This is a genomic window from Bartonella sp. LJL80 (assembly GCF_054871565.1).
The window spans coordinates 446,283-473,060 of record NZ_JBTXLM010000001.1; the positions used below are offsets into that span (position 1 = coordinate 446,283).

A 26,778-nucleotide genomic window follows, 5' to 3' on the forward strand; every position below is an offset into this window, starting at 1 on the left:
GCATTTTTCGGGAAATACGTTAGTCATGTTTCAAATCACCGGCATCATAACATCGTGCCTCAATGGCGGCTGCAACATCATCCTGCATTTTCATGCTGCGGATAATAACCGGTAAAATCAGTGCCAACAGGTTGTTTTCCAAACCGCGCGCCTTTTGCGCTTCACGCACCTCTTGCGTCAATTGTCTGAAAAGAGGAATGAAACGCAGCGTTAAAGATAAAGCAAGCGAGATTTTGGCTGGATTGACACCGAAAAGTCTCGTGAATGAAAAAATCCGTTCAAGGCTGTCCATCATTTTAATGAACGGTGTAGTCAATGTGACCAAGCCTGCCAGCAGAAATAACGCTGAAAGGCGCAAGCACACCAGAGCGCCATTTTCCCAGTTGCTATTAAAATACTGGATAATGAACAGAGCCAATAACAGCCACCAAATGCCGCGCAAGAGTTGGAAGGGTTTTCTAATCGTGAACCCCGCAATCACATAAAGCGATACAGTGATTATCAGCGTCGCAACACTGGCCGATAGTAACGGCCATACAAATAGAACGATACTGATAGCAAAAATCATGAACAATTTAAAGCCGGTCGGCAAACGGTGTATGAATGAACACCCGTATGACGGATCCATCATGACAAAAGCCTCTGGTAAAAAGCGATCGCTGCCGCCGGAACATCATCACAGACGACTTGACCATGATCGAACACCAACAGCCGGTCAAATGTCTGCAACATATCTAGATCGTGGGAAACAACGATGGCTTGCTGCGGCAGCGCCAAGATCGTCTCGGTGATCTTGCGCTTGTTGCGCAGATCGAGCTGCGTTGTAGGCTCATCGAAAATAATCGTCTCCGGTTCCATTGCCAAAACACCGCAAATCGACAGCAACTGTTTTTGCCCGCCACTTAATTGTTGTACGGGCTGCAACCTTGCATCCTGCAAGCCATAGCGCTCCAATACAAAATCAATACGACGCGCAATTTCCGCCTTATCGAGACCGATATTTTTCATACCGAAGGCAAGGTCTTCTTCGACAACCGGCATGACGATCTGGTTATCGGGATTTTGAAATACAAAGCCGACCTTACGACGAATATGCTTTCCGTCCTTCTGGGTATCAAGCCCGTCGACAAGCACTTTGCCCTTTTGCGGCAGTCGAAGCCCGTTCAACAGACGTGCAAAAGTGCTTTTACCGGAACCATTCGCCCCGATTATCGCGATACGTTGTTCCGAAAGGCGCAAATTGATCGTGTCGAGAATCGAAACTTCACCGGCAATGACACTGACATTCAGGAGCTCTATCATCGCGAGACACCACGGACCGTCAATCTGATAATTTGACCTCCATTGATCATCGTTGCAAACCACCCTTCATGTTGTGTAAAGCCTGCACACAAGACCGTCAGTCCCGAACTGGCCCTGTCCAATTGAGACCGAGCTGCTGCAGTCGTTTTACAGCCGTTGGCGGCATAGGGGGTGGATTGTGGTCGCGGGCTGCGGCAAGCAGCAATTCGTCGCAAGCGGTCTCGGTCAGTTGAACAAGACGGGCCATAAACTCTTTCTTATTCAATCCCGCCTCGATAGGAGGCAGGATGCGTACACGGATCTTTCCGGGGTAACGCCGGAAATTGCCACGCGGCCAATACAGTCCGGCATTATGTGCGATGGGCACAACCTGCAAACCCAACTCGTTATATATTGCCATGATGCCGGGCTTATAGTCTGGTTCTGCACCGGGTTGACGCCGCGTTCCTTCCGGGAAGATGAGAATTTGACGGCCTTGGGCTGCCTTTTCCTTGGCACCATTCAGAACAGTTTTCATCGCTTTCAGCGGTGAACCACGATCGATCGGAATAATCTGGGTTTTAGCCATATACCAACCAAATATCGGTATCCATGTCAGTTCGCGTTTCATAATCAGCGATGGATCATCCAATTGCGGGACAAGACCGAATGTTTCCCATGCAGACTGGTGTTTTGGTGCTATGATATAAGCGCCTTTAGGCAGGTTTTCCCGCCCCTCAACCTCATAGTCGGTGCCAGCGATATATTTTTGCAGAAACAGTGTGACGCGCGCCCAAGTTTTAGGAACAATCCATGCTTTTTTGCGCGGCATTAAAAAATAAAAAGGTGCGTAGATGATCATCTGGACAAATGTTGTCAGATAGAAAGCTGCCGTGAATAAAATCGATCTGAGCGCAAGCACCATGATGTTTCCATTTTGATAGTTCCAAACCAGCATCGCTTATAAAGCAAATTGAAACAAGAAAACACCTCAATAAAAAAACGGCCCGAAGGCCGTTTTCATTTCTGTGAGAACGCTGCTTTTATTCAGCTTTACCGCGAAGTTTTGCAACTTCGGCAGCGTTGACTGCAGGCGCATCATTGGTCCAGCTCGAACGCAGGAAGGTTGCAAGAGCTGCTACTTCATCATCGTTCAACCGCCAGCCAAAGCCAGGCATCGCTATATCTGCCGGTCTCTTCAAGGTTGAAGGCATGCGCGCTCCATCCAGAATAACATGCAGAAGGCCGCTCGGATCTTTGGCATTCACAATTTTTGCACCGTCCAATTCAGGGAATACCCCAGAAGCACCCTTGGCATTCACAAAGTGGCAGGCATTGCAGTTGTCCATGTAAAGTCTCGCACCAAGCGCCATATCGGGATTGGCTTGCGTCAGCATGGCAGTGGTCTTTTGCGGATCACGTACGAGTTGGCTGCGCTGGCCTGGCAATGCAATGTGCTTGAGATAAGCAACGATGGCATCCATATCGTCGTCTGTAGCAAACTGCATCGACTCACCAACGACAAGCTGCATCGGCCCGACAACGGCTGTGTGAGCATTGCGACCTGTTTGCAAATAGGCTTTCAGGTCACTGGGGCTCCACGCTGCAACAGACGAATCCGGGCTGCGCAAATTCGGTCCATACCAGCCATCAATCGTTTCGCCGGTCAGGAACTTGTCACTGGCACTGGTAAGCCCGGATTGACGGAACAGCATATCGCGCGGCGTATGGCAGGCACTGCAATGGCCCAGACTCTCAACCAGATAGGCTCCACGATCAAGTTTTGCATCATTGAAGCGGGGCTGAAATCCAGCCTTGTCAGAAATGGCGAACCAGTTCCACAGGCGAATACCCCAGCGTTGATTAAACGGAAATGTCAGATTGGTTTGCTGCACTTTTTGCGAAACCGGCTTCACCTCGTGCATGAAATAATCATAAAGCGCCACGACATCCGGCTCACTGATTTTACGATAATTTTCGTAAGGCATAGCAGGATAAAGCAGCTGGCCGTTTTTCCCGATACCATCACGCAGTGCCGCGCGGAACTGATCAAGCGACATACCTTTTATACCATTTTCATCCGGTGTTATGTTGGATGAATAGATAATGCCAAACGGGCTTGCAACCTCGCGACCGCCGCCATAAGGCACGCCATCGGGTTTGGTATGACAAGCGGCACAATCAGCCATTTTCGCGAGATACTCGCCACGCCCTTGCTCCGGCTTGAAATCGGGTGTCAGGGCTTCTGTCGGGCCGGTTCGTTGGATGGGTACAAAGATAATGGCGCAAATAGCGACAATTGCCAAGATAACCAATCCGAGAATAAGCTTGAGAAAACGTTTCATCAGGTTCTCTCCTATACCAATGGACGTGGGTTTTTGAGATAATCGGACTTGATCTTGTCAAGCATCCAATAGGTCAGTGCACCAAGCGTGCCGGTAGGGTTATGCTGGATATTCTGCGGAAAAGCGTTGGCACCCGGTACAAAGAGATTGTGGTAATCCCAATGTTGCAAATAACGGTTTAGCGCGGATTTCTGCCGGTCTTCACCCATGATTGCGCCACCAACGGTGTGCGTCGACTGATAGATACGGACATCATATTCCTGCCCTTCTTTCATCGGTGGATTCTGATGGTACTGGTCAGGGCCGATTGCATCAGCAATCTTGTCGATCTGTTTGGTCATATATTGTGACATACGGATCTCATTTTCATGCCAGTTGAAGGTCATGCGCATGAGTGGACGGCCATATTTATCCTTATAGGTCGGGTCGAGATCAAGATAGGCATCGCGATAAGCCATGACCGAACCATGCTGCGATATGGACATAGCGTGCCCATACCACTCACCTATAGCTTCTTTCCAACCGCTGCCCCAGCCCGGCGTACCAGCAGGAAGCGGCATGGAACGGATAGGCTGGCCATTTGTCTGGTTTGTCGCAATACGGCTCCCACCGATAAAGCCTTCTTTGGCAAAGTCGATCTGGTTGAAGCCATAATCGTCAATATAGGCGCCATTACAGCCTGTACCGACAAACGGATTAAACGTCTTGTCATTGAAAAACAGCGTGCCGCCGCCAATCATGGTCTGATATGCATAGTTACGCCCGATCACACCTTCACCGCTATCCGGGTCATAAGGCTGGCCGAGTTCCGACAGGAGCAGCAGATGCACATTGTTAATCATGAAACCGCCAAGGATAACGAGATCGGCCGGCTGGAAGATCTCTTCCTTGGCTTCGTTGATGTAGGTTACACCGGTGACCGTTTTGCCATCGGCTGATTTCTCAATTCTCAGCACTTCTGATTTGACGCGATATTCGAAATTTTTATATTGCTTCAGCGCTGCCAATACATTGACCTGAGGTGAGCCTTTTGAATAGTTCAGGCAACCATAACGCTCGCAAAACCCGCAATAATTACACGGTCCCATCTGCATACCATAAGGGTTGGTGTAAGCTTCGGAAGCGATTGCCGAAGGACAGGGAAACGGATGCAAACCGATGTTTTTTGCCGCTTCACTGAAAATACGACCATTATAGGTCATTGGCAGCGCAGGCATTGGGTATGGATTCGACCGCGGCCCTTCAAACGGGTCACCGCCTTCTTGAATCTTTCCGCGCAAGTTGCCCGCAGTACCGGATACACCGGCGACTTTTTCAAACATGTCAAAATGCTCTTCCAGTTCGTCATAAGTGACGCCCCAGTCCTGCACTGTCATGTTTTCCGGAATGATATTGCCAAAAGTCTCTTCAATATAGGAACGCGTACGCAATTCTTCCGGCTGTGCGCGCCATGTCATGCCGTTCCAGTGGATACCGGCGCCACCTACGCCGATGCCGGGTAGAAACGAACCCAATTGCCGGTAGGGCAAGGCCTTATCCTGCAAACTACGGCGGATCGTCACCGTGTGGTCGTGCGGGCGCACCGCAGTATCAAGGCGAACACCGTATTTGAGTTCATCAGCAGGCTTGGGATAGGCAAAATCCGGTACTGTATCGCGGTCTTCACCGCGCTCAAGGGCCAAAATTTCCAATCCTTCTTTTGCAAGCTCGATACCAGCTATGGCACCGGTCCAGCCAAGACCAATGATGACAACGTCTTTTTTCTTCATGGTAATTGTCATGATTTAAGCCCTTTCACCGGCAAGAGAAACAGGCCCGAGCCGATAAGGAACATTGTCCTTTTCCACCCATTCAAGGAAACTGGCGCGCGCGCCGGGAAAGCCGATATAAACCCATGCGGCCATATCGAAATTGCCACCATATTTAGGATCGGCAAAATAGCCTTCCTTGGTGTTCTGCAACAGGAAGCTGAAGAAATCGCCAGAACGCAATTCTTCAATCGGCACTTCATCCTTCTGCACACGGGTTAAAGCCTCGTCCTGCTTGTCCGCGGAAAGCTCGGCAAAGGTGGCGCCATATTGACCTTTGCACCATTCGTTGATTTTTGGAATGGCAATGCGATAGGCCTCGGCAGGTGATGGCGCTGCCTGATAACCTGTATAGCGCGGGGCATCACGGTCGAATGGTGCCTGCATATACCAGTGGTCGCCCCGACCCCAAGGTGTCGCCATCTGCTTGTCAATAAATACGGGAACGCGCGCTTCCAATGCACCGGGCCCTTTACCATCCGACGGGATGATTCGTGCGGTCGCAGCGAGGATAAACGCCCATTCTTCAGCATTGAAATAAGACCGTTGATAATTTTCCAAAGGCACTGGCCCCTGCGGCTGTGCCATAGCATGACGGGCAGAAAGGGCGACCGCAGCACACGCCGCAGCACCCAACAACAACCCCCGTCGCGTGATAGACAGATCCGATACTGTCAAAGATTTTCGTGTCATGTAACCCTCCACGAACTATATGGAGTTTGATCGTTACACCAATTAGAACCGTGCGTAATCCACCTGCGGCCCGATTGCGAAAAAGTGATAAACCTTCAGTTTTTACTCAAATTTCTTTATCAATAAGGTGTATTCCGGTTTCAAATTATGGAATATATGAATGGTTATTTGGAATTGAGCGATGATACGTACTTACCCTATTTCAGCGTTTGTAAGCGTGGTTGCGCTGATGGTTTCGACCTTTGTGTCAGCCGGTGAGATACAGGCTAACGGCCCTTCCGGCCGATATTGCGGCTTTGTCTACCATGCTGGTTACGAGGTTCGTTCCGAGGTGACAATCACCCCGACCGCGGATGGCCGTATCATCGGCAAAATGATCTATCGTGATGCTGAAAACGTTACCGATGGCACGATAGAAGAATTGGCAAAAGGTCAAGGGACCGAGCGTACCATACAATGGAAAGACAAGTATGGAACGGGCCTTGCTATCTTGAAATTTGACGACAAATTTGACCATTTCGAAGGCCGGTGGGGTTCATCCCTGCAACTTCTGCAATTCCCTTGGACAGGTAAACGCTGCAATGACTTTACAAGTTGAAACAGACAAAGACACTTTCATTCCGCATATCTTGTCGATTGCCGGCACGGATCCGTCTGGCGGTGCCGGCATGCAAGCCGATATCAAAACATTTTCAGCCATGAAAACCTATGCAATGAGCGCTGTAACGGCTGTTGTTGCACAAAATACCAGCGGGGTCCGGTCCTTCAGGCCGATGGATGCGGGCTTTGTAGCGGACCAGATCGATGCGGTGTTTGAAGATGTCAGAGTCGATGCGGTCAAGATTGGAATGGTTGCCAATGCAGCTATTGCCGATATTATCGCTGATCGTCTTGTCCACCATCAAGCACGCAATATTGTCGTTGATCCGGTGATGGTGGCAAAAAGTGGTGACCTTTTGCTGGAACAGGACGCAATAGAGCTTATCCGTGATGTGCTGGTGCCCATGGCGGCTATCATCACACCCAATCTTCCTGAAGCTGCCGTGTTGCTGAACAGTAAACCTGATTGGTCTTTGCAGGAAATGCGTATACAGGCACCCGACCTTCTCGATCTTGGATGTCGTTCCGTGTTATTGAAAGGTGGTCATTTGAAAGGGCAAACCAGCCCCGATATCTTTTGCGATAAACACGGCGTTGTCGAACTGGAAGCCCAGCGCGTTATAACCAAAAATGATCATGGAACGGGATGCACAATTTCCGCTGCCATAGCTGCTCTGCTGCCAACCACACCCCTCGTCGATTCCGTCAGATTTGCGAAGAATTATCTGACGGGTGCACTTGCAGCGTCTGACGAATTGCATGTCGGTCATGGGCATGGACCGGTACACCATTTCTATCAGATGTGGAAGAATGGACAAATACCGGAATAATCTTTCAAGACGTATCGGCTATTGCGGCAAAACGCTCCCGATACGCTTGCGGTGATATGCCCATGTGACGATGGAATACACGGCGCAAGGTTTCTTCGCTGCCAAAACCGCATTGTCGGACAATTTGTTTGATCGTGCCGCCCTGCTCCAGAAAACGCCGTGCTGCTTCCAGTCGCAACCGTTCAATGGCCTTTGCTGGCGCCTGACCTATGGCTTCACGGTAACGTCGGGTGAAATTGCGCTCGCTCATACCCGCTTTTTCAGCCAGAATGCCAACGGTTAGGGGCTTTGCCAAGTTTTCTATGATCCATTGGTTCAGCCTATTGAAGCGCTCATCGGCACAAAACAAGTCCAACATGGTGCTGAATTGGCTCTGCCCACCCGGGCGGCGCAAGAATACGACCAAATGCTGTGCAACCGCCTTGGCGATAGAGAATCCAAGATCCTCCTCGACCATTGCCAAAGCCATGTCGATACCGGACGTTATACCCGCTGATGTCCAGATCTTGCCCTCACGCACGTAGATCGCATTCTGTTGCCATTGAACATCGGGATAGTCTTCACGGAACTGCGCGATCCTGTTCCAATGGGTCGTGGCTTTCTTTCCATCCAGCAAGCCCAACTTTGCTAAAGCAGATGCCCCGCTGCAAACAGAGGCTGTTCGCCTTGTTAATTGGTGGAGCGAGGATATCCAGTCGAGAACAGGCTGATTCTCGCAGACCGCGTTGATTCCGAAACCACCACTGATCATCAATGTGTCGATGTTAAGCGGCGTAGTCTCTAGTGGAAAACAATTCAGCATCACACCACTTGATGTCGTAATCATGGCGGTTTGTGCCGCAATCTGCAGTTGATAGGCTGGTTTTCTTGGATCGCCCAACTCGTTGGCGCTGGCGAACACCTGAAGCGGTCCGGTGATATCCAAAAGCTGCGCATTATCGAAACCGAGAAATACGATCAGCCGCGGTGATCGCGCGTTTTCCATAACATTTGGCGTAATCTGTGGGGTCTTTGTCATAACAGACATTAGATAATCATTAAGATGTCTTCAAATCAACACGTTTCCAGAAAGGATAAGCTTATGCCCATCAAAGTCGGATTTATCATCTTCCCGGATATGCAACTTCTGGATCTCGCGGGGCCCTATGAACTCTTCACATCCTCATCACAGATCGAGGTGCACCTGATCGGTGAAACACTTGAGGCAGTAACAACGACAAGCGGCATCACCTTCCAGCCGACAATGAATTTCAATAGTGCATGTCAACTGGACATTTTATGCGTACCGGGTGGCAAAGGCGTCAATGCCCTTCTGGAAAATCAGGCTGTTTTGAACTTTGTCATCAATCAAGCCAAAACTCTCCGCTGTATATCGTCTGTTTGTACTGGCGCACTGGTATTGGGTGCAGCGGGACTCTTAATGGGTAAAAAAGCCACGACACACTGGACTGCTTTGGAGTTTCTTGCTGATTTTGGCGCGATACCAAGCAAAGAACGGGTGGTTTTAGACGGCAACATCATGACCGCCGGTGGCGTTACTGCCGGAATAGATTTCGGGCTGGTTATGATTGCGCAATTGTTGGGAGAGGAAGCGGCCCGGACTATCCAGCTATTCCTGCAATATGACCCACAACCACCATTTGATTGCGGCACACCGGAAAAAGCACCGCAAAAGCTGGTTGAGAATGTCCTGCGACAGGGCGAAACCTATCTGCCAAGAAAACAGATTGTCGAAAGGTGGAAACAGGCTAGAGTGAATCCGTTTTTGATTGAGGCATAGATTCACTCTAACTCTTTGTTTCACCGCATTGTCCAGACGAAAAAGTCATTCAACTTTTTCTGGAAATGCTCCAATCTGCTCCTTTCACATTAAAAGCAAGACAGACAAAAAAGTGCCGGTTTGCGACCACCGGCACTTTTCACCCCTGTAAGAGATAGCCTTGTTTAATGCTATCCGTCCAATCCCTTCCGTGCCAGACCGATGGCGTCGGCTGCACGCAAGGCCGCAAAAACTGCCTCGGCTGTGATAGTCCCGCACTCATTGTGAATGGTTTCACCTTCCACCGTTGCCGCTTTTGCAGCTTTCATCAGATCCTCGTCACTGACATCACCAAGCCCGATTTCAGCAAGCGTTGTCGGCAGATTTACCGATTCGCAGAAGTCATAAATCATGTTGATCATGTCAGCATCCTTATCGGTAAGGATCAAAGATGCGAGAACCCCAATAGTGACCTTTTCGCCATGCCAGTAATGGTGTGTTTGCGGCAGCACCGTCAAACCATTATGGATAGCATGGCAGGCTGCCAAACCACCACTTTCAAAGCCCAGCCCCGAGAGAAGAGTGTTGGCTTCGATGATTTTTTCCAATGCTGGCGAAGTGATACCCGCAGCGCAGGACTGATAGCCCAATTGCCCGTATTCAAGCAAAGTTTCAAAGCACATGCGTGCAAGACCGTAAGCTGTTGCCGAGCCGGGACGACCGGTCATATTGTTGGCTCTTGATATCCGGCAAGACTCGGCTTCAAACCACGTTGCCAATGCATCGCCAATACCTGCCGCCAGAAAACGAACCGGCGCCTTGGCTATAACAGTGCTATCGACGAGAACAAGATCAGGATTTTTGGGCAGAAAAAGATACCGGTCGAACTCGCCTTTCGGCGTATAGATAACCGAAAGCGCACTGCAAGGCGCATCAGTGGATGCAAGCGTGGGCACAACCACGACAGGCACTTTAAGAGCATGGGCAACCGCTTTGGCAGTATCGAGTGTCTTGCCTCCGCCGATACCTGCCACAACGTCAATGCCATCCGTAGCAGCCAAACGGTTGATTTCATCGTCACAGCATTCGCCGGTAAAAACTTCAACAACGGCTGCAATCTTGTCTCCAAGCCCGTCTTTGACTTGCTTGTCCAAATTCTTTGCAACAATAGGGTCTTCCAGCAGAAGTACCTTTTTACCCAAACGGGCCAATTCTTCACCAAGCAGCGACAGTGCTTCGGGACCTTGGATATAGCGGGAAGGGAAGATGGTTGTTGTAATCATTTTTGGATCCTCTTCATTTAAAAAACTGTTTCTAGACTGTTTTGAATACGCAATGATGACAGTGTGGCGGCGTGCAATTGCCTCACACTCACCAATATCCAAGAATTTTCCACCAGACGCCGCCAACAATCGCGAAAACCAGCAGATTAACGACACTCATAACAAGCCCGACACCCCACCATTTTCCAAGGCTTACAAAGCCAGAACCAAAGATAATCGGCGACGTACCCGTGGCATAATGGGTTAGACACATCATGATCGACGCGGCAGATGCCATGAGCAACATGAACAAATTAACATAGTCGGCAGGAATGAGATGTACGCCAACCATCAGGAAAGCCAGCATCATGGCGCTGATATGTGCGGTTGTGCTGGCAAAAGCGTAATGGGCATACATAAATGTCAGGATCAGCACGGCCATGGCGACCGGCCAGCTCATGCCACTATTTTCAATGGCCACACGCAACCCGTCAGAAAACCATGCGACAATGCCCAATTTATTGAGCTGGCCTGCCAACATAACCAGCGCACCGAACCAGATCAGCGTGTCCCATGCGCTCTTTTCTTTCAGCACATCGTCCCAGCTCAGTGTGCCGCATAAAAGCAGAATCACCAAGCCGATAAAGGCAACAGCTGTTGGGTCGAACACAAAGGATGGACCAAAAAGAAACGCTGGAAGACCTGCCCACAATAAGAGCATTACACAAAAAGTCAGCAGCATGACGATTTCTGATCCCTTGATGCGTCCAAGGTTTTTCAATTCCGTATGCGCAAACGTAACGGCATTCGGTGTAGCCTTCAATTCAGGCGGGGAAATGAGATAAATCACAAACGGCATCAAAAGCATGGCAACAACACCGGGCAGCAACATGCACAAAGCCCAAGAACTCCAAGATAGGCTTAGATTCTGATTGGTGGCTTCAGCGATATAGTTGACCACGAGCGGATTTGGTGCGGTTGCCGTAATAAACATGGCCGAGCTGATCGGATTGGCATGATAATTCACAAGAGCGAGATAGGTACCGACTTTACCTTCCGTGCCTTTTTCCGGCTCAGATTCGTAAGCATGAGCGATAGAGCGCATCACTGGATGGATAATGCCGCCACAACGCGCTGTATTGCTCGGTGTAAAGGGAGCCAGCAACAATTCGCAAAGTGCCAGACCGTAACCAATACCAAGTGTTCTTTTGCCGAGCAAGCGGATGAAATAATAGCCGATACGCGATCCCAGACCGGTTTTAATAAGGCCACGTGACACCATAACAGAAATCACAATCAACCAGATAAGGGCATTATTGAAGGAACTAAGCGCATCAATAACCGCGTTTTTTGAGCCTTCGGCAGCCTTCAATGGATCTTGTGATACAGACGATGTGACTTTGGAAAGGACAACCACCGCAATGGTGATCATCGACATAACGCCAATCGGCATAACTTTGAGAATAATACCCAAAATAGCTGCAACAAAGATGGCAACAAAGTGCCAGGCTTCTGGTGTCAAACCATCTGGTGTGGGCGAAAGATACAGACCCCAATAAATCAGGACACATAAAATGCCCGGAACGATGCGGAAAGGAACAAGCTGCGATATTTTGTTATAGAGATTGCAAACCGATTGCACGATAGAACCCTTTTTATGAGTTCCTCCCATAAATTCATATAGGCTGTTCAAATTTCCGTTACAACGAAAATTTGCAATTTTGCCGGCAAACGAAAACCGACTATTGACCACTTAAAAACCATCGACTGAAACTTGAAAAACTGACAATCTAAAAAAGGGTTTAGACGAACGTATTTTCCTTTTGGCTGCACATGGCAGTTCAGTTTAGACGTTATATTTCAGTGCTTTCGCACGCATCGAAACACGTTGGATGAACATCGGTATAAGTGCGAAACACCGCGGACAGGCCAACGTTTTTGATAGTATTCCACTATCATTTTAACACGCTGTTGCACACGCCAGGCGCATAGGCATGACAAAGTGCCGCACCAATAGGCGCGACACAATCATAGCACCAAGTGAAGATGCCGTATCAAGCAAATTCCGGATCTGGACGATTCGTCATGCGATTTCTCAGATCCCGACGGACAATTTCTATTGTCCATGCCCAAATCAAGTGCCCGAAGCTTTCAGAAAACAATTCGTCAATAGGGAGTTTCCAGATTGGTGGTGCCCAACCACCGACCGGCAGAACGATACCATGGAAGCCGATCGTAACGAGAACGCCGAAAGCAAGTCCCTGCCATAGTTTGATACGCGGAAATATCTCTGCCGCAACGCAATAGAACAGGGCAAAGACGACGGAAAAAAGATAGTGCACACCCGATATGCCCCAATTCACAACATGATCGGAATATTGATAGACCATGTTTTGCACATCTATTCCGAAACTTTGCAAGACTTCGGCAGGCGGTATAGCCCTATCGGGAGTGCGTGGAGGAAGGATGCCTTCGGTCCCTGCCTTGACGAAACCCGAAATCATTCCACCGGCAAAGCCCGCGACAATTGCTGCAAAAAAGCGCCGGTTGGCTGTTTGTGTTTGTACAAATAACTGTTTGATCACGATTGTTTATCCATGTTGCTGACAAGACGCAGAGATTAAACTTGAGTAATCGAGACTACAATACAATTTTTATTTAACATTTTGTGATTAGACGCGATCAGGCTATCGCTCCGACACCATTAGAGCACATTCAGTGTTCGATGAATCGAACACGTGCTCTAGGTCTCCTTTTTGCAGCATTTTTTGTCCGATAGGAGTGGGATTAAGAAAACGATCCTGTGAATCGTTTTCCCCACGGGTGCGCCTCACACTTTTCGGGAAATGCTCTAGATTTTAATGTATTGCACCGGTACCCTTTCGGTGAGCCAAACGCCATTCTTTGACTGAAAAAACCGATAACCTTCAACGAACATCATATGGGCATCGACAGTCAGTACAACGGGGTCACCATAGCGTTTACCGACATCGTTAGCCGTTGCTTCATCAGCAGATAGATGAACATGATGACGGGACATAGGCGATAAGCCGTCTTTTGCTATCAAATCCAGAAAACGCCTGGCTGTACCGTGATAAAGGAGCGCCGGCGGAGATTTTGGTTCAAACACCCGCGCAACAGTTTTTGTAGAATGGCCCTGAACGGTGCGGATAAAATCACCGTGGTCAGATAATTCAAAACGTCTTTTATCGTTGCTATTGACCACATCTCTTATCAGATTCAACGTAAGGGATTTTCCGTACACGGCAGCTTGCTTAATGAGAATGTCGATATCCGTCCACCCTTCCCGATCAAGCGAAATATTGATGGCTTCCGGCTGATGCCGCAAAACGAAACTCAGAAACTTGCTGATATTTTCCCGCTCGATCTTATTCATGACATCCTGCCGTCCACCGATAGAACGATAAGCGCAACGGTATCTGGTTTCAATGTCACAGACATCATCAGACCTATTACTGGAAAATATCAGGGGAAGAAGATAAATATTGAAAGATAAATTGGAGCGGGCGAAGGGATTCGAACCCTCGACCCCAACCTTGGCAAGGTTGTGCTCTACCCCTGAGCTACACCCGCTCACAATCCTGATGCTCATCTCTTCGCCTCAGGCGGTGCCTATATGGCGCAACCTTGAACCGAATGCAACATAAAAAATTATTTTCTTGCAAGATTCATAATACAAAGGCGAAAAAAGCCGAGAAATGTTGCTTTCCGCGCTCTGCTCCAATAAAGCAGTATGTGTTTTTATCATGGGAGAAGTGAATATGCGTCGATTGTTGATGGCTGCTGCTGCTTTTTGTGCAATGACGGCTCTTTCTGCTGCTGCAGACAAGGTAAAAGTCGATATCACCCAGATCGTTGCCCATCCTGCTCTGGATGCCGTGCGCAAAGGGGTTGAAGACGAGCTGGCCAAGCAAGGTTACAAAAAAGACGATAATCTGATTCTCACATTCCAATCAGCACAAGGTAATATTTCGACCGCAACACAGATTGCCCGACAATTCGTCGGTGACCAGCCAAATGTGATTGTGGCAATTGCAACACCATCGGCTCAAACAATGTTGGCCGCGACCAAAAACATTCCCATCGTATTTTCCGCTGTTTCAGACCCGGTCGAGGCAAAGCTCGTACCTTCTATTGAAAAACCCGGCGGTAACATTACCGGCGTATCCGACCGGTCGCCTATCGAAGAACATCTTAAGCTCCTAAAAGAGATCAAGCCTGATCTGAAAAAGCTCGGCTATCTCTATAATTCCGCTGAAGCCAATTCAGTATCGACGTTAAAGGTTCTTCAAGAGCTTGCCGCGAAGGACGGCATCGACGTGATTCCCTCTGCTGCACCTAAATCGTCAGATGTACAGGCTGCCACGCGGGCGCTTGTTGGCAAAGTCGACATTATTTATGTTCCGACCGACAACACTATCATTTCTGTTTTAGAAGGTGCAACCAAGGTTGCCGCCGAGACAAAAACGCCTCTTTTCACCGCTGATGCAAGCTCCATAGGCCGTGGCCCCTTCGCCGCGCAGGGCATTAATTATTACGATGCCGGCATTGAAACGGGCAAGCTTGTGGTGCGTATCCTGAAAGGTGAAAAGCCGGGAGATATCGACGTTGTCACCCCGCCGGCCCGCAATATATCGGTCGACGTCAAAGCTGCTGACAAGATGGGCATCATCATTCCGCAATCAATATTGGATCGCGCTGTCAAAATTAATGAAAAGTAACAAGGTGTAATGTGACAAATCGGACGTTTGAAAAAACCACGAGCGAGGTTTTTGCTGGATGAGTATGTTTGCGTTTACCGGCGCTATCGAGCTCGGATTGGTCTATGCGTTTGTTGCTATTGGCGTTTATCTTTCATTTCGAATCCTTGATTTTCCAGATCTAACGGTTGACGGATCATTTCTGCTAGGATCAACCGTTTGCGGTGTGATGATCTTGAGTGGTTTCAATCCGTGGGTGGCGATGGTCTGTGCTTTGATCGCCGGCATGGCTGCCGGTCTTGTCACGGCAATGCTCAATCTGAAATTCGGTATTCTCAACCTTCTCGCATCTATTCTCACCATGTCGGCGCTTTATACGGTTAATCTGCGCATCATGGGGATCATGGGTGTTTCAAATGTTAATCTCGGGCTTGCAGATACCGCTTTGACACCCTTTTACGGCATATTTGGCTTACCCGATATGTTGGTAAGGCCGTTATTTGTCGGTATCATTGTGCTGGTCGTTGCATTTCTCGTATGGCGGTTTCTGGAAAGCGAAACCGGCCTTGCGATGCGTGCAACCGGGACCAATCCGCGGATGGCTAAAGCGCAGGGTGTCCGCACCGCACTCTTGATCTATTTCGGCATGGGTTTGTCCAACGCACTCGTAGCACTTGGCGGTTCGCTTTATATCCAAACTGCTATTGCAACCGATATTACCGGCGGTGCAGGGACTATTGTTTTTGGTTTGGCGGCGGTTATTATCGGCGAAACCTTATTCCGGACGCGCAATCTTTTGCTGATTATCATCAGCTGCATTATCGGCTCGGTGCTTTATCGTGTGGCCGTTCAATTTGCCTTCGAAGGCAGCGGTTTGGGCATCGATACCTCCACCGATTTGCAACTGATCACATCGTTGCTGGTCGTATTGACCCTTGTGCTGCCACGCTATTTGGGAGCAAAGAAACATGATTGAGCTCGTTCACATCGGCGTAACGTTCAAACAGGGAACACCGTTGGAAAAACAGGCTTTGATCGATCTCAATATATCGATTGAGCGGGGAAGTTTTATCACGGTTATCGGTTCCAATGGTGCTGGCAAATCGACCATGTTGGGCGTCATGGCGGGCGATATCCTGCCAAGCGAAGGTAAAGTGGTTATCAACGGTCAGGATGTATCACGCAAATCAACAGCGGAACGCGCTGGTATGATTGCCCGTGTTTTTCAGGATCCACTGGCAGGAAGCTGCGGCTCATTGACTATAGAAGAAAATCTTGCGCTTGCGGCCCGTCGTGGCAGACGGAGAGGTCTGCGTTCAGCTTTGACGCGTGCCAATCGGGAATTATTCCGCCATCGCATCGCAGAATTAGGGCTTGGTTTGGAAGATCGTATCCATAACCGTATGGACAGTCTTTCCGGCGGACAACGCCAGGCTGTGTCATTGGTCATGGCCACCCTTTCAAATGCCGATGTGCTATTATTGGACGAACACACCGCAGCACTTGATCCGGGCATGGCCGATTTTGTCATGGAACTGACGGAAAAGATGGTTCGGGAAAATAATCTGACAACGCTTATGGTCACCCATTCCATGCGGCAGGCGCTGGATTATGGCGAACGCACATTCATGCTGCATGGCGGCAAAGTTGTTCTGGATGTCCATGAAGAGGAGCGTAAAGGTTTGGATGTTGCCGACCTCGTAGGCATGTTCCAGAAAGTTCGCGGCGAGGCACTGGATGACGACAAGCTACTGATGGATTGAAATTGTGGCCCAGAAAAAAGCACATGAAGTTGACGGTTATCTAACACGACTGCAACAACAGTTTCCCATCGTGCTGATTTATGGCCCCGATAAGGGGCTGGTATCCGAACGGGCAACGACCTTTGCAAAACTGACCGGCATCGCTTTGGACGATCCTTTTGCCAATATCCGTTTGGAAGCAAGTGATATCGATAAGGATTCGGCTCGACTGGATGACGAGGCACGAACCGTTTCGCTTTTTGGCGGCGACAGGCTTATCTGGATCCGCAATGCCGCGGGCCAAAAAAGCCTTGTTGATTCGGTCAAGCGATTGATCAAGCAGCCACCCGAGCAAGCATTCGTGCTCATCGAAGCCGGTGATTTGAAAAAAGGCGTAGGATTGCGTGCTGCGGTGGAAACAGCACCGACTGCAATGGCTCTACCCTGTTTTGCCGATGATGCGCGTGCGCTTGATGGCTTGATTGATCAGGTCTTGGGTGAATTCAAACTTTCAATCTCGCTGGATGCACGCAAATGGCTACGCGAAAGTTTGGGCGGCGACCGACTGGTTTCTCGCGGCGAACTTGAAAAGCTCTGTCTCTATGCCCTTGATAAGGGCGAGATTACCATGGAGGATGTTAAAGAGGCGGTGAGCGATGTCAGCGCGCTTTCTCAAGATGAAATTATCGATGCGGTGCTGATAGGCGATTTGAATAATTTCAACGATAGTTTTGACCGACAGGTGGCAACAGGCAGTGCCCTGTTTCTTATTTTGAGCGCTGCCCAACGGCAATTCCAGCAGTTGCAGCTTTTACGCTATCAGGTGGAAATTGAAGGCAAAACACCATTTTCTGCTGTAGCAGCGGCAAAACCTCCGGTATTTTTCCGCCGCCAAAAACTTATTGAACGCGCAGTGACGCATTGGACGCTCGAACAAATTGCGGCAGCAATGGAGCGGTTACAAAAAGCGGTGTTAGAAAGTCGCAAAAATGCGGGCCTCGGTGAAGCCATTATCCGCCAGACGCTGTTAGCGCTGGCGGTCATGGCAAAGCGCCACCGTAGCTAGAGCATTTTCCGAAAAGTGTGAATCGCATTCGTGGGGAAAACGATTCATAGGATCGTTTTCTTAATCCCACTCCTATCGGATAAAAAATGCGGAAAAACCAAAAATTTAGAGCACGTATTTGGTTCATCAAATACCGAACGTGCTCTAGTCAGAACCTCGAGCGCTTTCAGCGAAAGGGATCACCATTTGCGCGTCTAAAATGCTATTAGACGAGGATGCAATACAATCTCCGACAGGTCGAGGCCATTGTGCCGTCGATAAAGGATGAACGAGCACGGCTAGCTCATCCTGTTAAATCGAAAACCGTGCTAAATTCTCTTAACATTATCGAGATAAAGCTTCCGCAAACGCAGTGTGACGTCACCCGGTTTTCCGGTTCCGATCGTTTTGCCGTCAAGGGTGACGACAGGAGTGGCAAAACTTGTTGCCGATGAAATAAGTGCTTCTTGCGCAGCGTAGGTTTCTTCTAAGGAAAACAAACGTTCCTCGACAGCAATACCGTTCTGGCGCGCAAGTTCCAAAACTGTCGCACGGGTAATACCAGGTAAAATCGTACCGTCCAGCTGACGTGTAATAAGGGTGCCCTCTTTATTGACGATATAAAAATTCGATGAGCTCGCTTCGGTCAAGTAACCGTCTTCAACATAAACGACGTCATTGACACCTTCCCGATAGGCTTTTGTCTTTTCAAAGGAGGAATAAAGAAGTTGCGTCGTTTTAATATCGCGACGGCTCCAACGGCCCTCTGTGACCGATATCATTTTCAACTCTGGCATTTTTTGCAGATTTTTGACGACACCGGTTTGCGTAAACATGAAAAGAGTAGGTTTTGCAGTGTTGTCATAAATAAAGTCACGATCAACACATCCACGAGACACTTGGAGATATACGGTACCGTTTTCCAATGCATTACGCTTGATAATCTCGCGGTGGATCGCCAAGAATTGTTCAGCATCGACATCAAATTGGATATCAAGCCCCTTCAAGGAGTTTTTGAGCCGCTGGATATGGCCGTCAAAATCAAGAAACTGACCATTAAGAAAGGTGGTTACTTCATAAACCGAATCGGCAAACAACACCGATCGATCGAAGACGGAAACGCTTGCGGCCTTTTCATCCAGCCATTCGCCATTGACATAGACGGTGCGTGTCATTGTATTCCCTTTCAAGGTTCTTCGGTTTCAGCGGCCATCTGCACAGATAAGACACGCCTATAAAATTTGCATTTGATTTTGCTGTGTATGCGGTGGGGGTCATGATGAACAATATGTGTTGAACGCCCGCCTTGCAGTTTTGAAAAATCATTTTACAACTTTACGTTAAATTACGGCAGATTTGTATGTCCAGCAAGAGAAGAGATTGAAGGTTTGCCAATTTCGTTCGCACTTTATTTTGACCCCGAATAACAGGATCATACGATGCATTCTCCGATAGCTTTTTTGAGTCGTTATGCCGAACCAGAGGCGCAAAAGTGGATCGCAACGCTTTCCAAGGTCATGCCAAACGAAAAAATTGTGTCTTTCAACGGCTTGCAACCGAATGAACGTGAACAGGTGGAAATCGCTGTCGTCGCAAACCCTGATCCGGCCGAGCTTGGTGCACTGACGAATTTGCGATGGATCCACGGCGTGTGGGCGGGCGTAGAGCGTATGGTTGGGGAACTTCCACTTGATGCCCCGCCGATCGTTCGGCTGATCGACCCTTCCATGACGCATGCCATGGCGGAAGCTGTACTGGCATGGTGTCTTTATCTTCAACGCGATATGCCAACCTATCAGCGGCAACAACTTGCCAAAGAATGGCGGCCGCAACCTTATCGCCCTGCTACGGAATGGACCGTCGGCATATTGGGCATGGGTGAATTGGGACAAGCGGCTGCAAAACTTTTGCAAGCGCCTGGTTTCAAGGTTGCCGGCTGGTCGCGCACGCTGAAAAATATATCGGGGCTTGATAGCTATCATGGTGCTCAAGGATTGCAGCAGATTTTGGCGGCAAGCGATATTGTCGTTTGTTTGATACCGTTAACCGAGGAAACGCGCGGCCTGATGGATCAAAAACATTTCGCCATGATGAAAAAAGGCGCAAGCCTGATCAACTTTGCCCGCGGCCCCATCGTAAATGCCGAAGCGATGTTGGCAGCGCTAAAGACACGTCACCTCAATCACGCTGTGCTTGACGTTTTCAACATTGAGCCGCTTCCCGAAACCTGCCCCTATTGGCATAATCCGCATGTAACTGTGCTGCCACATATTGCTGCATTGTCGAACCCTGAGACCGCTGCCAAAATTGTCGCTGACAATATCAAGCGCTGGCGCGATACCGGAAAGTTGCCCCAAACAGTCGATCGCCAACGCGGCTACTGATCAACAATGCTAAAATGGCGCTGTCGGCGACGCACGACAGCAAAAACCTTGCTTTCTCGCTTTTCGTTATGTAGGTATTCTATATAGCGGTTGAGAGGATAAGCAATGGCCGTTGAAGCGACATTGGCTTTGCGTGAGCAAAATTTGGGTTCGGTCGGACGTGAACGCATCAAGTTGCTTGAAGCGGTCGGGCGAGACGGCTCTATATCTGCGGCCGCGCGTTCTATTGGCCTCAGCTACAAGGCAGCTTGGGATGCATTGGATGCGATGCAGAATCTTGTTTCACAACCCTTATTGGAAAAAAGCGCCGGTGGGCGTAGTGGCGGCGGAACTGTTTTGACACCAGCCGGCGTTCGGCTGATCGAGACCTTTCATCGGCTTGAAGGTGGATTGGCCGCAATGATGAATGAAGCTTCCGCTGATTTGGCTGAAATAGGCCTGACATCAACAGGATTGTTTCAAGGTTTTATGATGCGGACATCGGCACGCAATGTGTTGGCAGGGGCGATCGAAAACATCGTGTCTGATTTTGTTTCCGCATCCATCGACATCCGGGTTTCACCGGATGTCATGATCCGCTCCGAGATTACTGCAAAAAGTGTTACGACATTGGGTTTGGTCACGGGACGGCAGGTTGCAGCACTTATCAAAGCACCTTTCGTCAAGGTTTCACCGATTGATACCCTCAGCGATGACTCACTGGAAAATCAGATCCAAGGCATTTTACGAAGCATCGCTGTTGGCGGAACCAGTATTGAATTGGTGGTCGATGTAGGGTCGGGTAAAACGCTGGTGGCAACCGCACGTCCGGGCGATGCCATGCTCGACAATCTATTGGTCGAGATGCCGGTGATCGCATCTTTCAAAGCAGAACATATCATAATTGCGACAAGCTAAGGAGAGTAAGCTATGAAATTGAAACTCGCATTATTGACCGGCATTTTTTTGGCTGGCACATCATTGGGCTATGCTGGTGAAACCGTTGTAGCTGTTGCCGCAAATTTCACGGAACCGGTCAAGGAAATTGCAGAACAATTCAAAGAAAAAACCGGTCATACGGCAACTCTGTCATTTGGTGCGACCGGCAACTTTTACAACCAGATAAAAAATGGTGCCCCATTTGAAGTATTTCTGGCTGCTGATACAGAACGTCCAACCAAAACTGTCGAAGAAGGTTATGGTGTTAAAGGCACGCAATTTACCTATGCTATCGGGACACTCGTTCTATGGAGTTCGAAGCCGGATTTAATCAAAGGCCCCGAAACTCTGACGGATGCATCCATCAAGCACATTTCGTTTTGCAATCCCGATGCTGCCCCCTACGGAAAAGCCTCTGTTGAAACAATGGACGCTCTAAAAGTCCATGACGAGATTAAACCCAAGCTTGTCGAAGGACAAAATATTTCACAAGCCTTTCAATTCGTAAAAACCGGCAATGCAGAAATTGGCTTTGTTGCACTTTCGCAAGTCATCAATGAAAAGGGTGGCTCGCAATGGATTGTGCCGCAACAATATTACAATCCGATCAAACAGGATGCCGTACTGTTGAAAACGGGCGAAAACAATGAAGCGGCGAAGGCATTTCTAGAGTTTTTAAAAGGGCCTGAATCAGCAGCGATTATCAAAAAATACGGCTACGCGCTGGCAAACGCTGCCAACTAAACATGGGGTTTCTATCTGCCCAAACCTGGTCAGCCATATCCCTGACAGCGCAACTGGCTGCCGTGACCACGCTTTGTTTGATGGTCATCGGTACGCCGGTTGCTTTATGGTTGGCACGTTCCAGATCACGATTTAAAGAAGTGGTCGCATCGCTCATTTCTATACCGCTGGTTCTGCCGCCAACCGTCTTGGGCTTTTATCTTTTGGTGTTGCTGGGGCCAAACGGTCCCGGCGGTTTTATAGCACCATGGTTTGGTATGGATAAATTCGCCTTCACTTTTGAAGGTTTGGTTATCGGATCCATCATCTACTCCCTGCCTTTCGTTGTCCAACCTATCCGCAATTCATTTGAAGCCATGGGCACAAGACCTATGGAAGTCGCGGCAACTTTGAGAGCGTCGCCATGGAAAGCTTTCTGGAAAGTGGCTTTGCCGATCGCAAGCCCCGGCTTTATGACAGCGGCGGTACTGGGTTTTGCCCACACAGTCGGAGAATTTGGCGTTGTCCAGATGATTGGCGGTAATTTACCCGGCAGGACCGCTGTCATTTCAACGACAATTATGGGCTATGTCGAAGCTGATCAAATGCGCGAGGCAAATATCTTGTCGGCTATCATGGTTGTCTTCTCATTTGTTATTATTTTGACCGTTACCTTGATTGAAAAAACCATGCGGCGGCGCGCTCTATGACAAATGGCATCAATATCCGCTTTTCAGGTCAGTTAGGAAACTTCACCATTGACTGCGCATTTCAGGCACCATTGCGCGGCGTTACTGCCATTTTTGGGCCGTCTGGCTGCGGAAAAACAAGTATTTTGCGCGCGATAGCAGGCTTGAACCGGCTGGCAGGGCATGTCTTTATCGGCGACGAGTGCTGGCAGGATAAAGATGTCTTTATCCCCGTCTATAAGCGTCCTATTGGTTATGTTTTTCAGGAAGCCAGCCTGTTTCCACATCTGTCGGTACGAAAAAATCTCACCTTCGGTTCCATTAAAGCGGAACGTCAACAATCTCCATCTTTTGCAGAGGTGATCGAGCTGTTGAACATTGCACATCTTGTCGATCGTGCGCCGCATAATTTATCGGGGGGCGAACGCCAGCGCGTCGCTATCGGTCGGGCACTTCTATCCCATCCGAGGGTTCTTTTAATGGATGAACCGCTATCGGCCCTCGACAAGCGTACGCGTGATGAGATCCTGCCCTTTCTTGTAAGATTGCGTGAACAGCTCGCATTGCCGATTTTCTATATTACCCATGACATGTATGAAGTGGAGCGCCTCGCCGACCAACTTGTCCTGATGGATCAGGGCAGCGTTGTTGCAGCCGGCCCGCTGGAAGAATTGCAGTCAAACCCGGACCTGCCGTTGGCCGACACACGGGAAGCAGCCGTCAGTCTGGATGGAGATATCGTTGCATATGATGATCAAACCGGACTTTTAAGCATTGCGGTTGCAGGCGGCATTTTCATAGCGCCATCAGTCAAGATGCAGACAAACCGGAAGATGCGCATCAGGATTGGTGCAAATGATGTCAGCCTTGCCATTGAAACGCCCGCGGCAAGTTCAATTCTGAATATTCTACCCGCGCGCATCAAAGCGGTACGCGCGAAGGGCGCATTCGAAATGCTGGTTTTATTGGAATTAGGGTTTGAAGGAGCAGGCGCGCAAATCCTTTCCCGTTTGACGCGTCACTCCTGGCAGCAACTCGGTCTTCAGGAGGGTATGCCGGTCTACGCGCAGATCAAAGGCGTGGCAGTTGTCGACCGTCAGGGCAATCATGCTGTTGCAGATAAAGGGTTGCAAGCGCAACAGTAACCTTTGCATAGGTTGGTTGCAGCGCAATCGCTGTTGGCACTTCGCTATGACTGGCCAACCATGCCGTCAGTTGCAGACGGCGCATCATGATGAGGTGCGGCAGCATCAATCGCATTTGCGGGGATACAGGCGCTACTTTTTGATATCCCTCAAACCAAGCCTCGATAAGATCGGGTACGATTGGATCATCTTCGATGAAACTGATGGCGTTGGCAAGATCCAGTCCGAACCATGAAAATCCGCAGTCGTCAAAGTCAATCGCCACCAGCCTTTCATCGTCGACCAGTAGATTGGCCAAACGCAAATCACCATGGATAAGACCATAGTGACGGGGATCGCGCGGGAAATTTGTCGTTGTTTGCGCAAGTTTATCGTCGCAACATTGCAAAATCTTGCGATCGTCATCGCTCAAACCTTCAGCGCATCGCCAGTCGCCCCAATAAGCTCCTTCGCCGATCATTGTCTGATACGTCCAATGTTTGCGGGTGAAGTTGTCAGGCTTCTGCCAATGTATCGACTGGTGGTGAAGCCGTGCCGATATTTCGCCCAATTTTGTAAACCAGCGCACGAGATCACGTCCGGGAACGGGTTCATAACCCGCCATAAAGCTGAAACAGGCAAATCTTTGCGTCCCGGCATGAATAAAAAGGTCGCCTGATGCCGATGTAAAGAGATGTGGGACAGGCACAATTGCAGAATTCTCGATAGCCTGAAGCCACAAAAGTTCAGAAGTGATTTCCGCATCACTATGATAATCAGGGCGATAAGCCCGGACAACTTTGTGTTGTTTTCCGTCTTCAACAATAAAAGTTGCATTTTCCGATCGTGTCAAAAGCTTGATCGATGCGGCTTCCGCTACGCCCCATTGATAAAGGTTGCTGCGGATAAGAGCAATCAGCACCTCTGTATCATAATCTTTCATCGGTGGAGAAGAAACACGGCTTGCTGGCCAAACAAGTTCCATGCCCCCCAAGGAAGCTTCCAAGCAACACGCTGACCTTGTCTGTTCAGCGCTACGGCATTTTCAACCTTGGCACCGACTTCTTTGACAAGATCGATAAAATCTTCAATCGTGCAGAAATGGATATTGGGGGTATCATGCCAACTATAGGGCAATTCTTTGGTCACCGGCATACGGCCGCGGAAGAGCAGATGGGCGCGGGCGCGCCAATAGCCAAAATTGGGTATGGAAATCACCACGCGTTCGCCGATACGCAGCAGCTGTTCCAGCACGGCTTTTGGATTACGCGTTGCCTGCAATGTCTGAGATAGAACGACATAGTCGAAGCCCGAATCCGGATAGTAGATCAAGTCACTATCGGCATCGCCCTGGATGACAGACAGTCCTTTAAGCAGGCATTGGTCAACGCCGGCCTGCGATAATTCGACACCGCGGCCATCCACGTTGCGCCGGGTTTGCAAGAGGTGAAGAAGTTCGCCATCGCCGCACCCCACATCCAACAGACGACTGCCGGGTTTGATAAAATCGGCGATCACTTCAAAATCAGTACGGGATTTTAAAGCCGAAGCGCGTTCATAATGTTCATTCATGCGTCTAGCCCCCGTTGCTGCGCTGCCGCATGCAAGAAACCCTGGATTGCTGAAAACATAACCGGCTCATCAAGCAAAAAGGCATCGTGGCCTTTATCGGTTTCAATCTCGACAAAGGAAACGGCTGCACCCGCAGCGTTTAGCGCGTGAACAAAGGTGCGGCACTGCTCGGTGGTAAACATCCAATCACTGGAAAATGATGCGACAAAGAAACGAGCGCGCGAACCGGTAAAGGCATTTGACAATCGTCCGCCATGCTCGGCCTCCAGGTCAAAATAATCCATTGCGCGCGTTAGATAGAGATAGCTATTGGCGTCGAACCTTTCGACAAAGGTCATGCCTTGATGCCGCAGATAGCTTTCTATCTGGAAATCTGCATCAAAACCAAAGGTAATCTGGTCACGATTTTGCAGATTGCGGCCAAATTTTCGATGCAAGGCCGCTTCTGACAGATAGGTGACATGGGCCGTCATCCGGGCGACCGCCAACCCCTTTTTAGGCCTTTTACCTGCCGCAAGATATTGACCGCCCAACCAATCGGGATCGGCCATGACCGCTTGTCGGCCGATTTCGTCAAAAGCGATGTTTTGCGCAGAGTGTCGCGCGCCGGTTGCCAGAATGACCGACGAAAACACCTTTTCCTTATAGGCGGAGGCCCATTGCAATGCCTGCATGCCGCCCATTGAACCGCCAATGATGCAAAACAAGGTGTCTATGCCCAGTCGTTCGACCAACATAGCCTGCGCCCGCACCATATCGCCAATGGTGATAACTGGAAAATCCAACGCATAAGGCTTGTCGGTTGCCGGATTGATGGATGCCGGACCGGTCGAACCGAGACATCCACCAAGGACATTGGAGCAGATGACATAATATTTATCGGTATCGATAATTTTACCCGGGCCCACCAGAATATCCCACCAACCCGGTTTGCCGGTAACGGGATGAATATTGGCGACATGTTGATCCGCAGTCAAAGCGTGACAGATCAAAACCGCATTGCTTTTATCGGCATTGAGAACGCCATAGTCCTGATATGCTATTTGAAACGGCGTAAGCACCACACCGCTATCGAGCTGTAATGGCTGGTCGGGGCCGAAAACGGCCACTTTACTGTCAGGCGCAAATGCCTGCGATTTCTTTTTGCCGGACGAACCTCCGGAAGGCATTGTCTGTGTCATATCGGTTGCACCGTCTGGAAAGAGAAAGGATAGCTAGTCGCCTCTCGGCCTAAAAGTCAAGAATTTCTCTCGACTTGTCTTGAAAGCAGAGGTATTTCCTT

The 26,778-nt window shown here is 49.4% G+C and carries 27 protein-coding genes and 1 tRNA gene; 12 read left to right on the plus strand and 16 right to left on the minus strand.

Going from position 1 to position 26,778, the window contains the following annotated elements:
• Positions 1 to 19: 19 nt before the first annotated feature.
• The 6 genes from ACYSNS_RS02005 to ACYSNS_RS02030 form a co-directional block, all read right to left on the minus strand.
• Positions 20 to 631, minus strand: coding sequence for an energy-coupling factor transporter transmembrane component T family protein (locus ACYSNS_RS02005; protein ID WP_461721449.1), 612 nt, complete (start codon positions 629 to 631; stop codon positions 20 to 22).
• Positions 628 to 1,302 (minus strand): energy-coupling factor ABC transporter ATP-binding protein, encoded by a 675-nt coding sequence (locus tag ACYSNS_RS02010; protein WP_461721450.1) that lies wholly within the window; start codon positions 1,300 to 1,302, stop codon positions 628 to 630. The genes ACYSNS_RS02005 and ACYSNS_RS02010 overlap by 4 nt, the downstream gene beginning before the upstream one ends.
• 97 nt (positions 1,303 to 1,399) lie before the next feature.
• Positions 1,400 to 2,206 (minus strand): lysophospholipid acyltransferase family protein, encoded by an 807-nt coding sequence (locus tag ACYSNS_RS02015; RefSeq protein WP_461721451.1) that lies wholly within the window; start codon positions 2,204 to 2,206, stop codon positions 1,400 to 1,402.
• Positions 2,207 to 2,324: 118 nt separating this feature from the next.
• Positions 2,325 to 3,626, minus strand: coding sequence for a c-type cytochrome (locus tag ACYSNS_RS02020; RefSeq protein WP_461721452.1), 1,302 nt, complete (start codon positions 3,624 to 3,626; stop codon positions 2,325 to 2,327).
• Between the two features lie 11 nt (positions 3,627 to 3,637).
• Complete coding sequence (locus ACYSNS_RS02025; protein ID WP_461721453.1) at positions 3,638 to 5,407, minus strand: GMC family oxidoreductase; 1,770 nt, start codon at positions 5,405 to 5,407, stop codon at positions 3,638 to 3,640.
• A 3-nt stretch (positions 5,408 to 5,410) separates the two neighbouring features.
• Positions 5,411 to 6,127, minus strand: a complete 717-nt coding sequence (locus tag ACYSNS_RS02030) for a gluconate 2-dehydrogenase subunit 3 family protein (protein WP_461721454.1) — start codon at positions 6,125 to 6,127, stop codon at positions 5,411 to 5,413.
• 181 nt (positions 6,128 to 6,308) lie between these two features.
• On the opposite strand from ACYSNS_RS02030, the gene ACYSNS_RS02035 reads away from it, so the two are divergent.
• Together ACYSNS_RS02035 and thiD are read left to right on the plus strand one after the other, a co-directional pair.
• Positions 6,309 to 6,725: a hypothetical protein gene (locus ACYSNS_RS02035; RefSeq protein WP_461721455.1), complete on the plus strand. Its 417-nt coding sequence runs from the start codon at positions 6,309 to 6,311 to the stop codon at positions 6,723 to 6,725.
• Positions 6,709 to 7,557 (plus strand): bifunctional hydroxymethylpyrimidine kinase/phosphomethylpyrimidine kinase, encoded by an 849-nt coding sequence (gene thiD, locus ACYSNS_RS02040; RefSeq protein ID WP_461721456.1) that lies wholly within the window; start codon positions 6,709 to 6,711, stop codon positions 7,555 to 7,557. Before ACYSNS_RS02035 ends, thiD begins: the two co-directional genes overlap by 17 nt.
• Before the next feature lie 4 nt (positions 7,558 to 7,561).
• Here the strand turns inward: thiD and ACYSNS_RS02045 are convergent, their stop codons facing one another.
• Entirely contained in the window at positions 7,562 to 8,575 is a 1,014-nt protein-coding gene (locus ACYSNS_RS02045) for a GlxA family transcriptional regulator (RefSeq protein ID WP_461721883.1), read from the minus strand.
• Between the two features lie 63 nt (positions 8,576 to 8,638).
• On the opposite strand from ACYSNS_RS02045, the gene ACYSNS_RS02050 reads away from it, so the two are divergent.
• The gene (locus ACYSNS_RS02050; protein WP_461721457.1) at positions 8,639 to 9,337 is read left to right on the plus strand and encodes a DJ-1/PfpI family protein; all 699 of its coding nucleotides are present in this window, start codon (positions 8,639 to 8,641) and stop codon (positions 9,335 to 9,337) included.
• A 170-nt stretch (positions 9,338 to 9,507) separates the two neighbouring features.
• Here the strand turns inward: ACYSNS_RS02050 and ACYSNS_RS02055 are convergent, their stop codons facing one another.
• The 5 genes from ACYSNS_RS02055 to ACYSNS_RS02075 form a co-directional block, all read right to left on the minus strand.
• On the minus strand, positions 9,508 to 10,599 hold the full coding sequence (locus ACYSNS_RS02055) for a glycerol dehydrogenase (protein ID WP_461721458.1): 1,092 nt from the start codon (positions 10,597 to 10,599) through the stop codon (positions 9,508 to 9,510).
• Between the two features lie 88 nt (positions 10,600 to 10,687).
• Complete coding sequence (locus tag ACYSNS_RS02060) at positions 10,688 to 12,220, minus strand: DASS family sodium-coupled anion symporter (protein WP_461721459.1); 1,533 nt, start codon at positions 12,218 to 12,220, stop codon at positions 10,688 to 10,690.
• Positions 12,221 to 12,632: 412 nt separating this feature from the next.
• Complete coding sequence (locus tag ACYSNS_RS02065) at positions 12,633 to 13,163, minus strand: YagU family protein (protein WP_461721460.1); 531 nt, start codon at positions 13,161 to 13,163, stop codon at positions 12,633 to 12,635.
• Between the two features lie 266 nt (positions 13,164 to 13,429).
• Positions 13,430 to 13,975 carry an RNA 2'-phosphotransferase gene (locus ACYSNS_RS02070; protein WP_461721461.1) on the minus strand — a complete coding sequence of 182 codons (546 nt, stop codon included), beginning with the start codon at positions 13,973 to 13,975 and terminating at the stop codon, positions 13,430 to 13,432.
• Positions 13,976 to 14,097: 122 nt separating this feature from the next.
• A tRNA-Gly gene (locus tag ACYSNS_RS02075) sits at positions 14,098 to 14,172 on the minus strand.
• A gap of 188 nt (positions 14,173 to 14,360) precedes the next feature.
• Between ACYSNS_RS02075 and ACYSNS_RS02080 the strand changes: the two genes are divergently transcribed.
• From ACYSNS_RS02080 to holA, 4 genes are read left to right on the plus strand one after another with little or no spacing between them, the layout of a single operon-like run.
• A complete protein-coding gene (locus tag ACYSNS_RS02080; RefSeq protein WP_461721462.1) occupies positions 14,361 to 15,320 on the plus strand; it encodes an ABC transporter substrate-binding protein in 960 nt (319 codons plus the stop codon).
• A 58-nt stretch (positions 15,321 to 15,378) separates the two neighbouring features.
• Positions 15,379 to 16,275 carry an ABC transporter permease gene (locus ACYSNS_RS02085; protein WP_461721463.1) on the plus strand — a complete coding sequence of 299 codons (897 nt, stop codon included), beginning with the start codon at positions 15,379 to 15,381 and terminating at the stop codon, positions 16,273 to 16,275.
• Positions 16,268 to 17,062, plus strand: a complete 795-nt coding sequence (locus ACYSNS_RS02090; protein WP_461721464.1) for an ABC transporter ATP-binding protein — start codon at positions 16,268 to 16,270, stop codon at positions 17,060 to 17,062. Before ACYSNS_RS02085 ends, ACYSNS_RS02090 begins: the two co-directional genes overlap by 8 nt.
• 4 nt (positions 17,063 to 17,066) lie before the next feature.
• Positions 17,067 to 18,107 carry a DNA polymerase III subunit delta gene (gene holA, locus ACYSNS_RS02095; RefSeq protein ID WP_461721465.1) on the plus strand — a complete coding sequence of 347 codons (1,041 nt, stop codon included), beginning with the start codon at positions 17,067 to 17,069 and terminating at the stop codon, positions 18,105 to 18,107.
• A gap of 308 nt (positions 18,108 to 18,415) precedes the next feature.
• On the opposite strand, the gene ACYSNS_RS02100 is transcribed toward holA, so the two are convergent.
• A complete protein-coding gene (locus tag ACYSNS_RS02100; protein WP_461721466.1) occupies positions 18,416 to 19,261 on the minus strand; it encodes an aminotransferase class IV in 846 nt (281 codons plus the stop codon).
• 264 nt (positions 19,262 to 19,525) lie between these two features.
• Here ACYSNS_RS02100 and ACYSNS_RS02105 point away from each other — a divergent pair, with 264 nt between their 5' ends.
• From ACYSNS_RS02105 to modC, 5 genes are all read left to right on the plus strand, one after another.
• Positions 19,526 to 20,470, plus strand: coding sequence for a 2-hydroxyacid dehydrogenase (locus tag ACYSNS_RS02105; RefSeq protein WP_461721467.1), 945 nt, complete (start codon positions 19,526 to 19,528; stop codon positions 20,468 to 20,470).
• Between the two features lie 105 nt (positions 20,471 to 20,575).
• Positions 20,576 to 21,367, plus strand: coding sequence for a TOBE domain-containing protein (locus ACYSNS_RS02110; RefSeq protein ID WP_461721468.1), 792 nt, complete (start codon positions 20,576 to 20,578; stop codon positions 21,365 to 21,367).
• Between the two features lie 12 nt (positions 21,368 to 21,379).
• Complete coding sequence (gene modA, locus ACYSNS_RS02115) at positions 21,380 to 22,132, plus strand: molybdate ABC transporter substrate-binding protein (RefSeq protein WP_461721469.1); 753 nt, start codon at positions 21,380 to 21,382, stop codon at positions 22,130 to 22,132.
• Positions 22,133 to 22,134: 2 nt separating this feature from the next.
• Positions 22,135 to 22,821, plus strand: coding sequence for a molybdate ABC transporter permease subunit (modB, locus tag ACYSNS_RS02120; RefSeq protein ID WP_461721470.1), 687 nt, complete (start codon positions 22,135 to 22,137; stop codon positions 22,819 to 22,821).
• Positions 22,818 to 23,945: a molybdenum ABC transporter ATP-binding protein gene (gene modC / locus ACYSNS_RS02125; RefSeq protein ID WP_461721471.1), complete on the plus strand. Its 1,128-nt coding sequence runs from the start codon at positions 22,818 to 22,820 to the stop codon at positions 23,943 to 23,945. The genes modB and modC overlap by 4 nt, the downstream gene beginning before the upstream one ends.
• Here the strand turns inward: modC and ACYSNS_RS02130 are convergent.
• From ACYSNS_RS02130 to metX, 3 genes are read right to left on the minus strand one after another with little or no spacing between them, the layout of a single operon-like run.
• The gene (locus ACYSNS_RS02130) at positions 23,872 to 24,909 is read right to left on the minus strand and encodes a phosphotransferase enzyme family protein (protein WP_461721472.1); all 1,038 of its coding nucleotides are present in this window, start codon (positions 24,907 to 24,909) and stop codon (positions 23,872 to 23,874) included. The two genes, modC and ACYSNS_RS02130, sit on opposite strands and share 74 nt — an antisense overlap.
• Positions 24,864 to 25,496, minus strand: coding sequence for a methionine biosynthesis protein MetW (gene metW, locus ACYSNS_RS02135; RefSeq protein WP_461721473.1), 633 nt, complete (start codon positions 25,494 to 25,496; stop codon positions 24,864 to 24,866). The genes ACYSNS_RS02130 and metW overlap by 46 nt, the downstream gene beginning before the upstream one ends.
• Entirely contained in the window at positions 25,493 to 26,677 is a 1,185-nt protein-coding gene (gene metX / locus ACYSNS_RS02140) for a homoserine O-acetyltransferase MetX (protein ID WP_461721474.1), read from the minus strand. Before metX ends, metW begins: the two co-directional genes overlap by 4 nt.
• Positions 26,678 to 26,778 lie beyond the last annotated feature (101 nt).

Coding starts and splice junctions, on each gene's coding strand:
- ACYSNS_RS02005 (WP_461721449.1), bottom strand. CDS start 631: ATGATGGATCCGTCATACGGGTGTTCATTCATACACCGTTTGCCGACC.
- ACYSNS_RS02010 (WP_461721450.1), bottom strand. CDS start 1,302: ATGATAGAGCTCCTGAATGTCAGTGTCATTGCCGGTGAAGTTTCGATT.
- ACYSNS_RS02015 (WP_461721451.1), bottom strand. CDS start 2,206: ATGGTGCTTGCGCTCAGATCGATTTTATTCACGGCAGCTTTCTATCTG.
- ACYSNS_RS02020 (WP_461721452.1), bottom strand. CDS start 3,626: ATGAAACGTTTTCTCAAGCTTATTCTCGGATTGGTTATCTTGGCAATT.
- ACYSNS_RS02025 (WP_461721453.1), bottom strand. CDS start 5,407: ATGACAATTACCATGAAGAAAAAAGACGTTGTCATCATTGGTCTTGGC.
- ACYSNS_RS02030 (WP_461721454.1), bottom strand. CDS start 6,127: ATGACACGAAAATCTTTGACAGTATCGGATCTGTCTATCACGCGACGG.
- ACYSNS_RS02035 (WP_461721455.1), top strand. CDS start 6,309: ATGATACGTACTTACCCTATTTCAGCGTTTGTAAGCGTGGTTGCGCTG.
- thiD (WP_461721456.1), top strand. CDS start 6,709: ATGACTTTACAAGTTGAAACAGACAAAGACACTTTCATTCCGCATATC.
- ACYSNS_RS02045 (WP_461721883.1), bottom strand. CDS start 8,575: ATGACAAAGACCCCACAGATTACGCCAAATGTTATGGAAAACGCGCGA.
- ACYSNS_RS02050 (WP_461721457.1), top strand. CDS start 8,639: ATGCCCATCAAAGTCGGATTTATCATCTTCCCGGATATGCAACTTCTG.
- ACYSNS_RS02055 (WP_461721458.1), bottom strand. CDS start 10,599: ATGATTACAACAACCATCTTCCCTTCCCGCTATATCCAAGGTCCCGAA.
- ACYSNS_RS02070 (WP_461721461.1), bottom strand. CDS start 13,975: ATGAATAAGATCGAGCGGGAAAATATCAGCAAGTTTCTGAGTTTCGTT.
- ACYSNS_RS02080 (WP_461721462.1), top strand. CDS start 14,361: ATGCGTCGATTGTTGATGGCTGCTGCTGCTTTTTGTGCAATGACGGCT.
- ACYSNS_RS02085 (WP_461721463.1), top strand. CDS start 15,379: ATGAGTATGTTTGCGTTTACCGGCGCTATCGAGCTCGGATTGGTCTAT.
- ACYSNS_RS02090 (WP_461721464.1), top strand. CDS start 16,268: ATGATTGAGCTCGTTCACATCGGCGTAACGTTCAAACAGGGAACACCG.
- ACYSNS_RS02100 (WP_461721466.1), bottom strand. CDS start 19,261: ATGACACGCACCGTCTATGTCAATGGCGAATGGCTGGATGAAAAGGCC.
- ACYSNS_RS02105 (WP_461721467.1), top strand. CDS start 19,526: ATGCATTCTCCGATAGCTTTTTTGAGTCGTTATGCCGAACCAGAGGCG.
- ACYSNS_RS02110 (WP_461721468.1), top strand. CDS start 20,576: ATGGCCGTTGAAGCGACATTGGCTTTGCGTGAGCAAAATTTGGGTTCG.
- modA (WP_461721469.1), top strand. CDS start 21,380: ATGAAATTGAAACTCGCATTATTGACCGGCATTTTTTTGGCTGGCACA.
- modB (WP_461721470.1), top strand. CDS start 22,135: ATGGGGTTTCTATCTGCCCAAACCTGGTCAGCCATATCCCTGACAGCG.
- modC (WP_461721471.1), top strand. CDS start 22,818: ATGACAAATGGCATCAATATCCGCTTTTCAGGTCAGTTAGGAAACTTC.
- ACYSNS_RS02130 (WP_461721472.1), bottom strand. CDS start 24,909: ATGGAACTTGTTTGGCCAGCAAGCCGTGTTTCTTCTCCACCGATGAAA.
- metW (WP_461721473.1), bottom strand. CDS start 25,496: ATGAATGAACATTATGAACGCGCTTCGGCTTTAAAATCCCGTACTGAT.
- metX (WP_461721474.1), bottom strand. CDS start 26,677: ATGACACAGACAATGCCTTCCGGAGGTTCGTCCGGCAAAAAGAAATCG.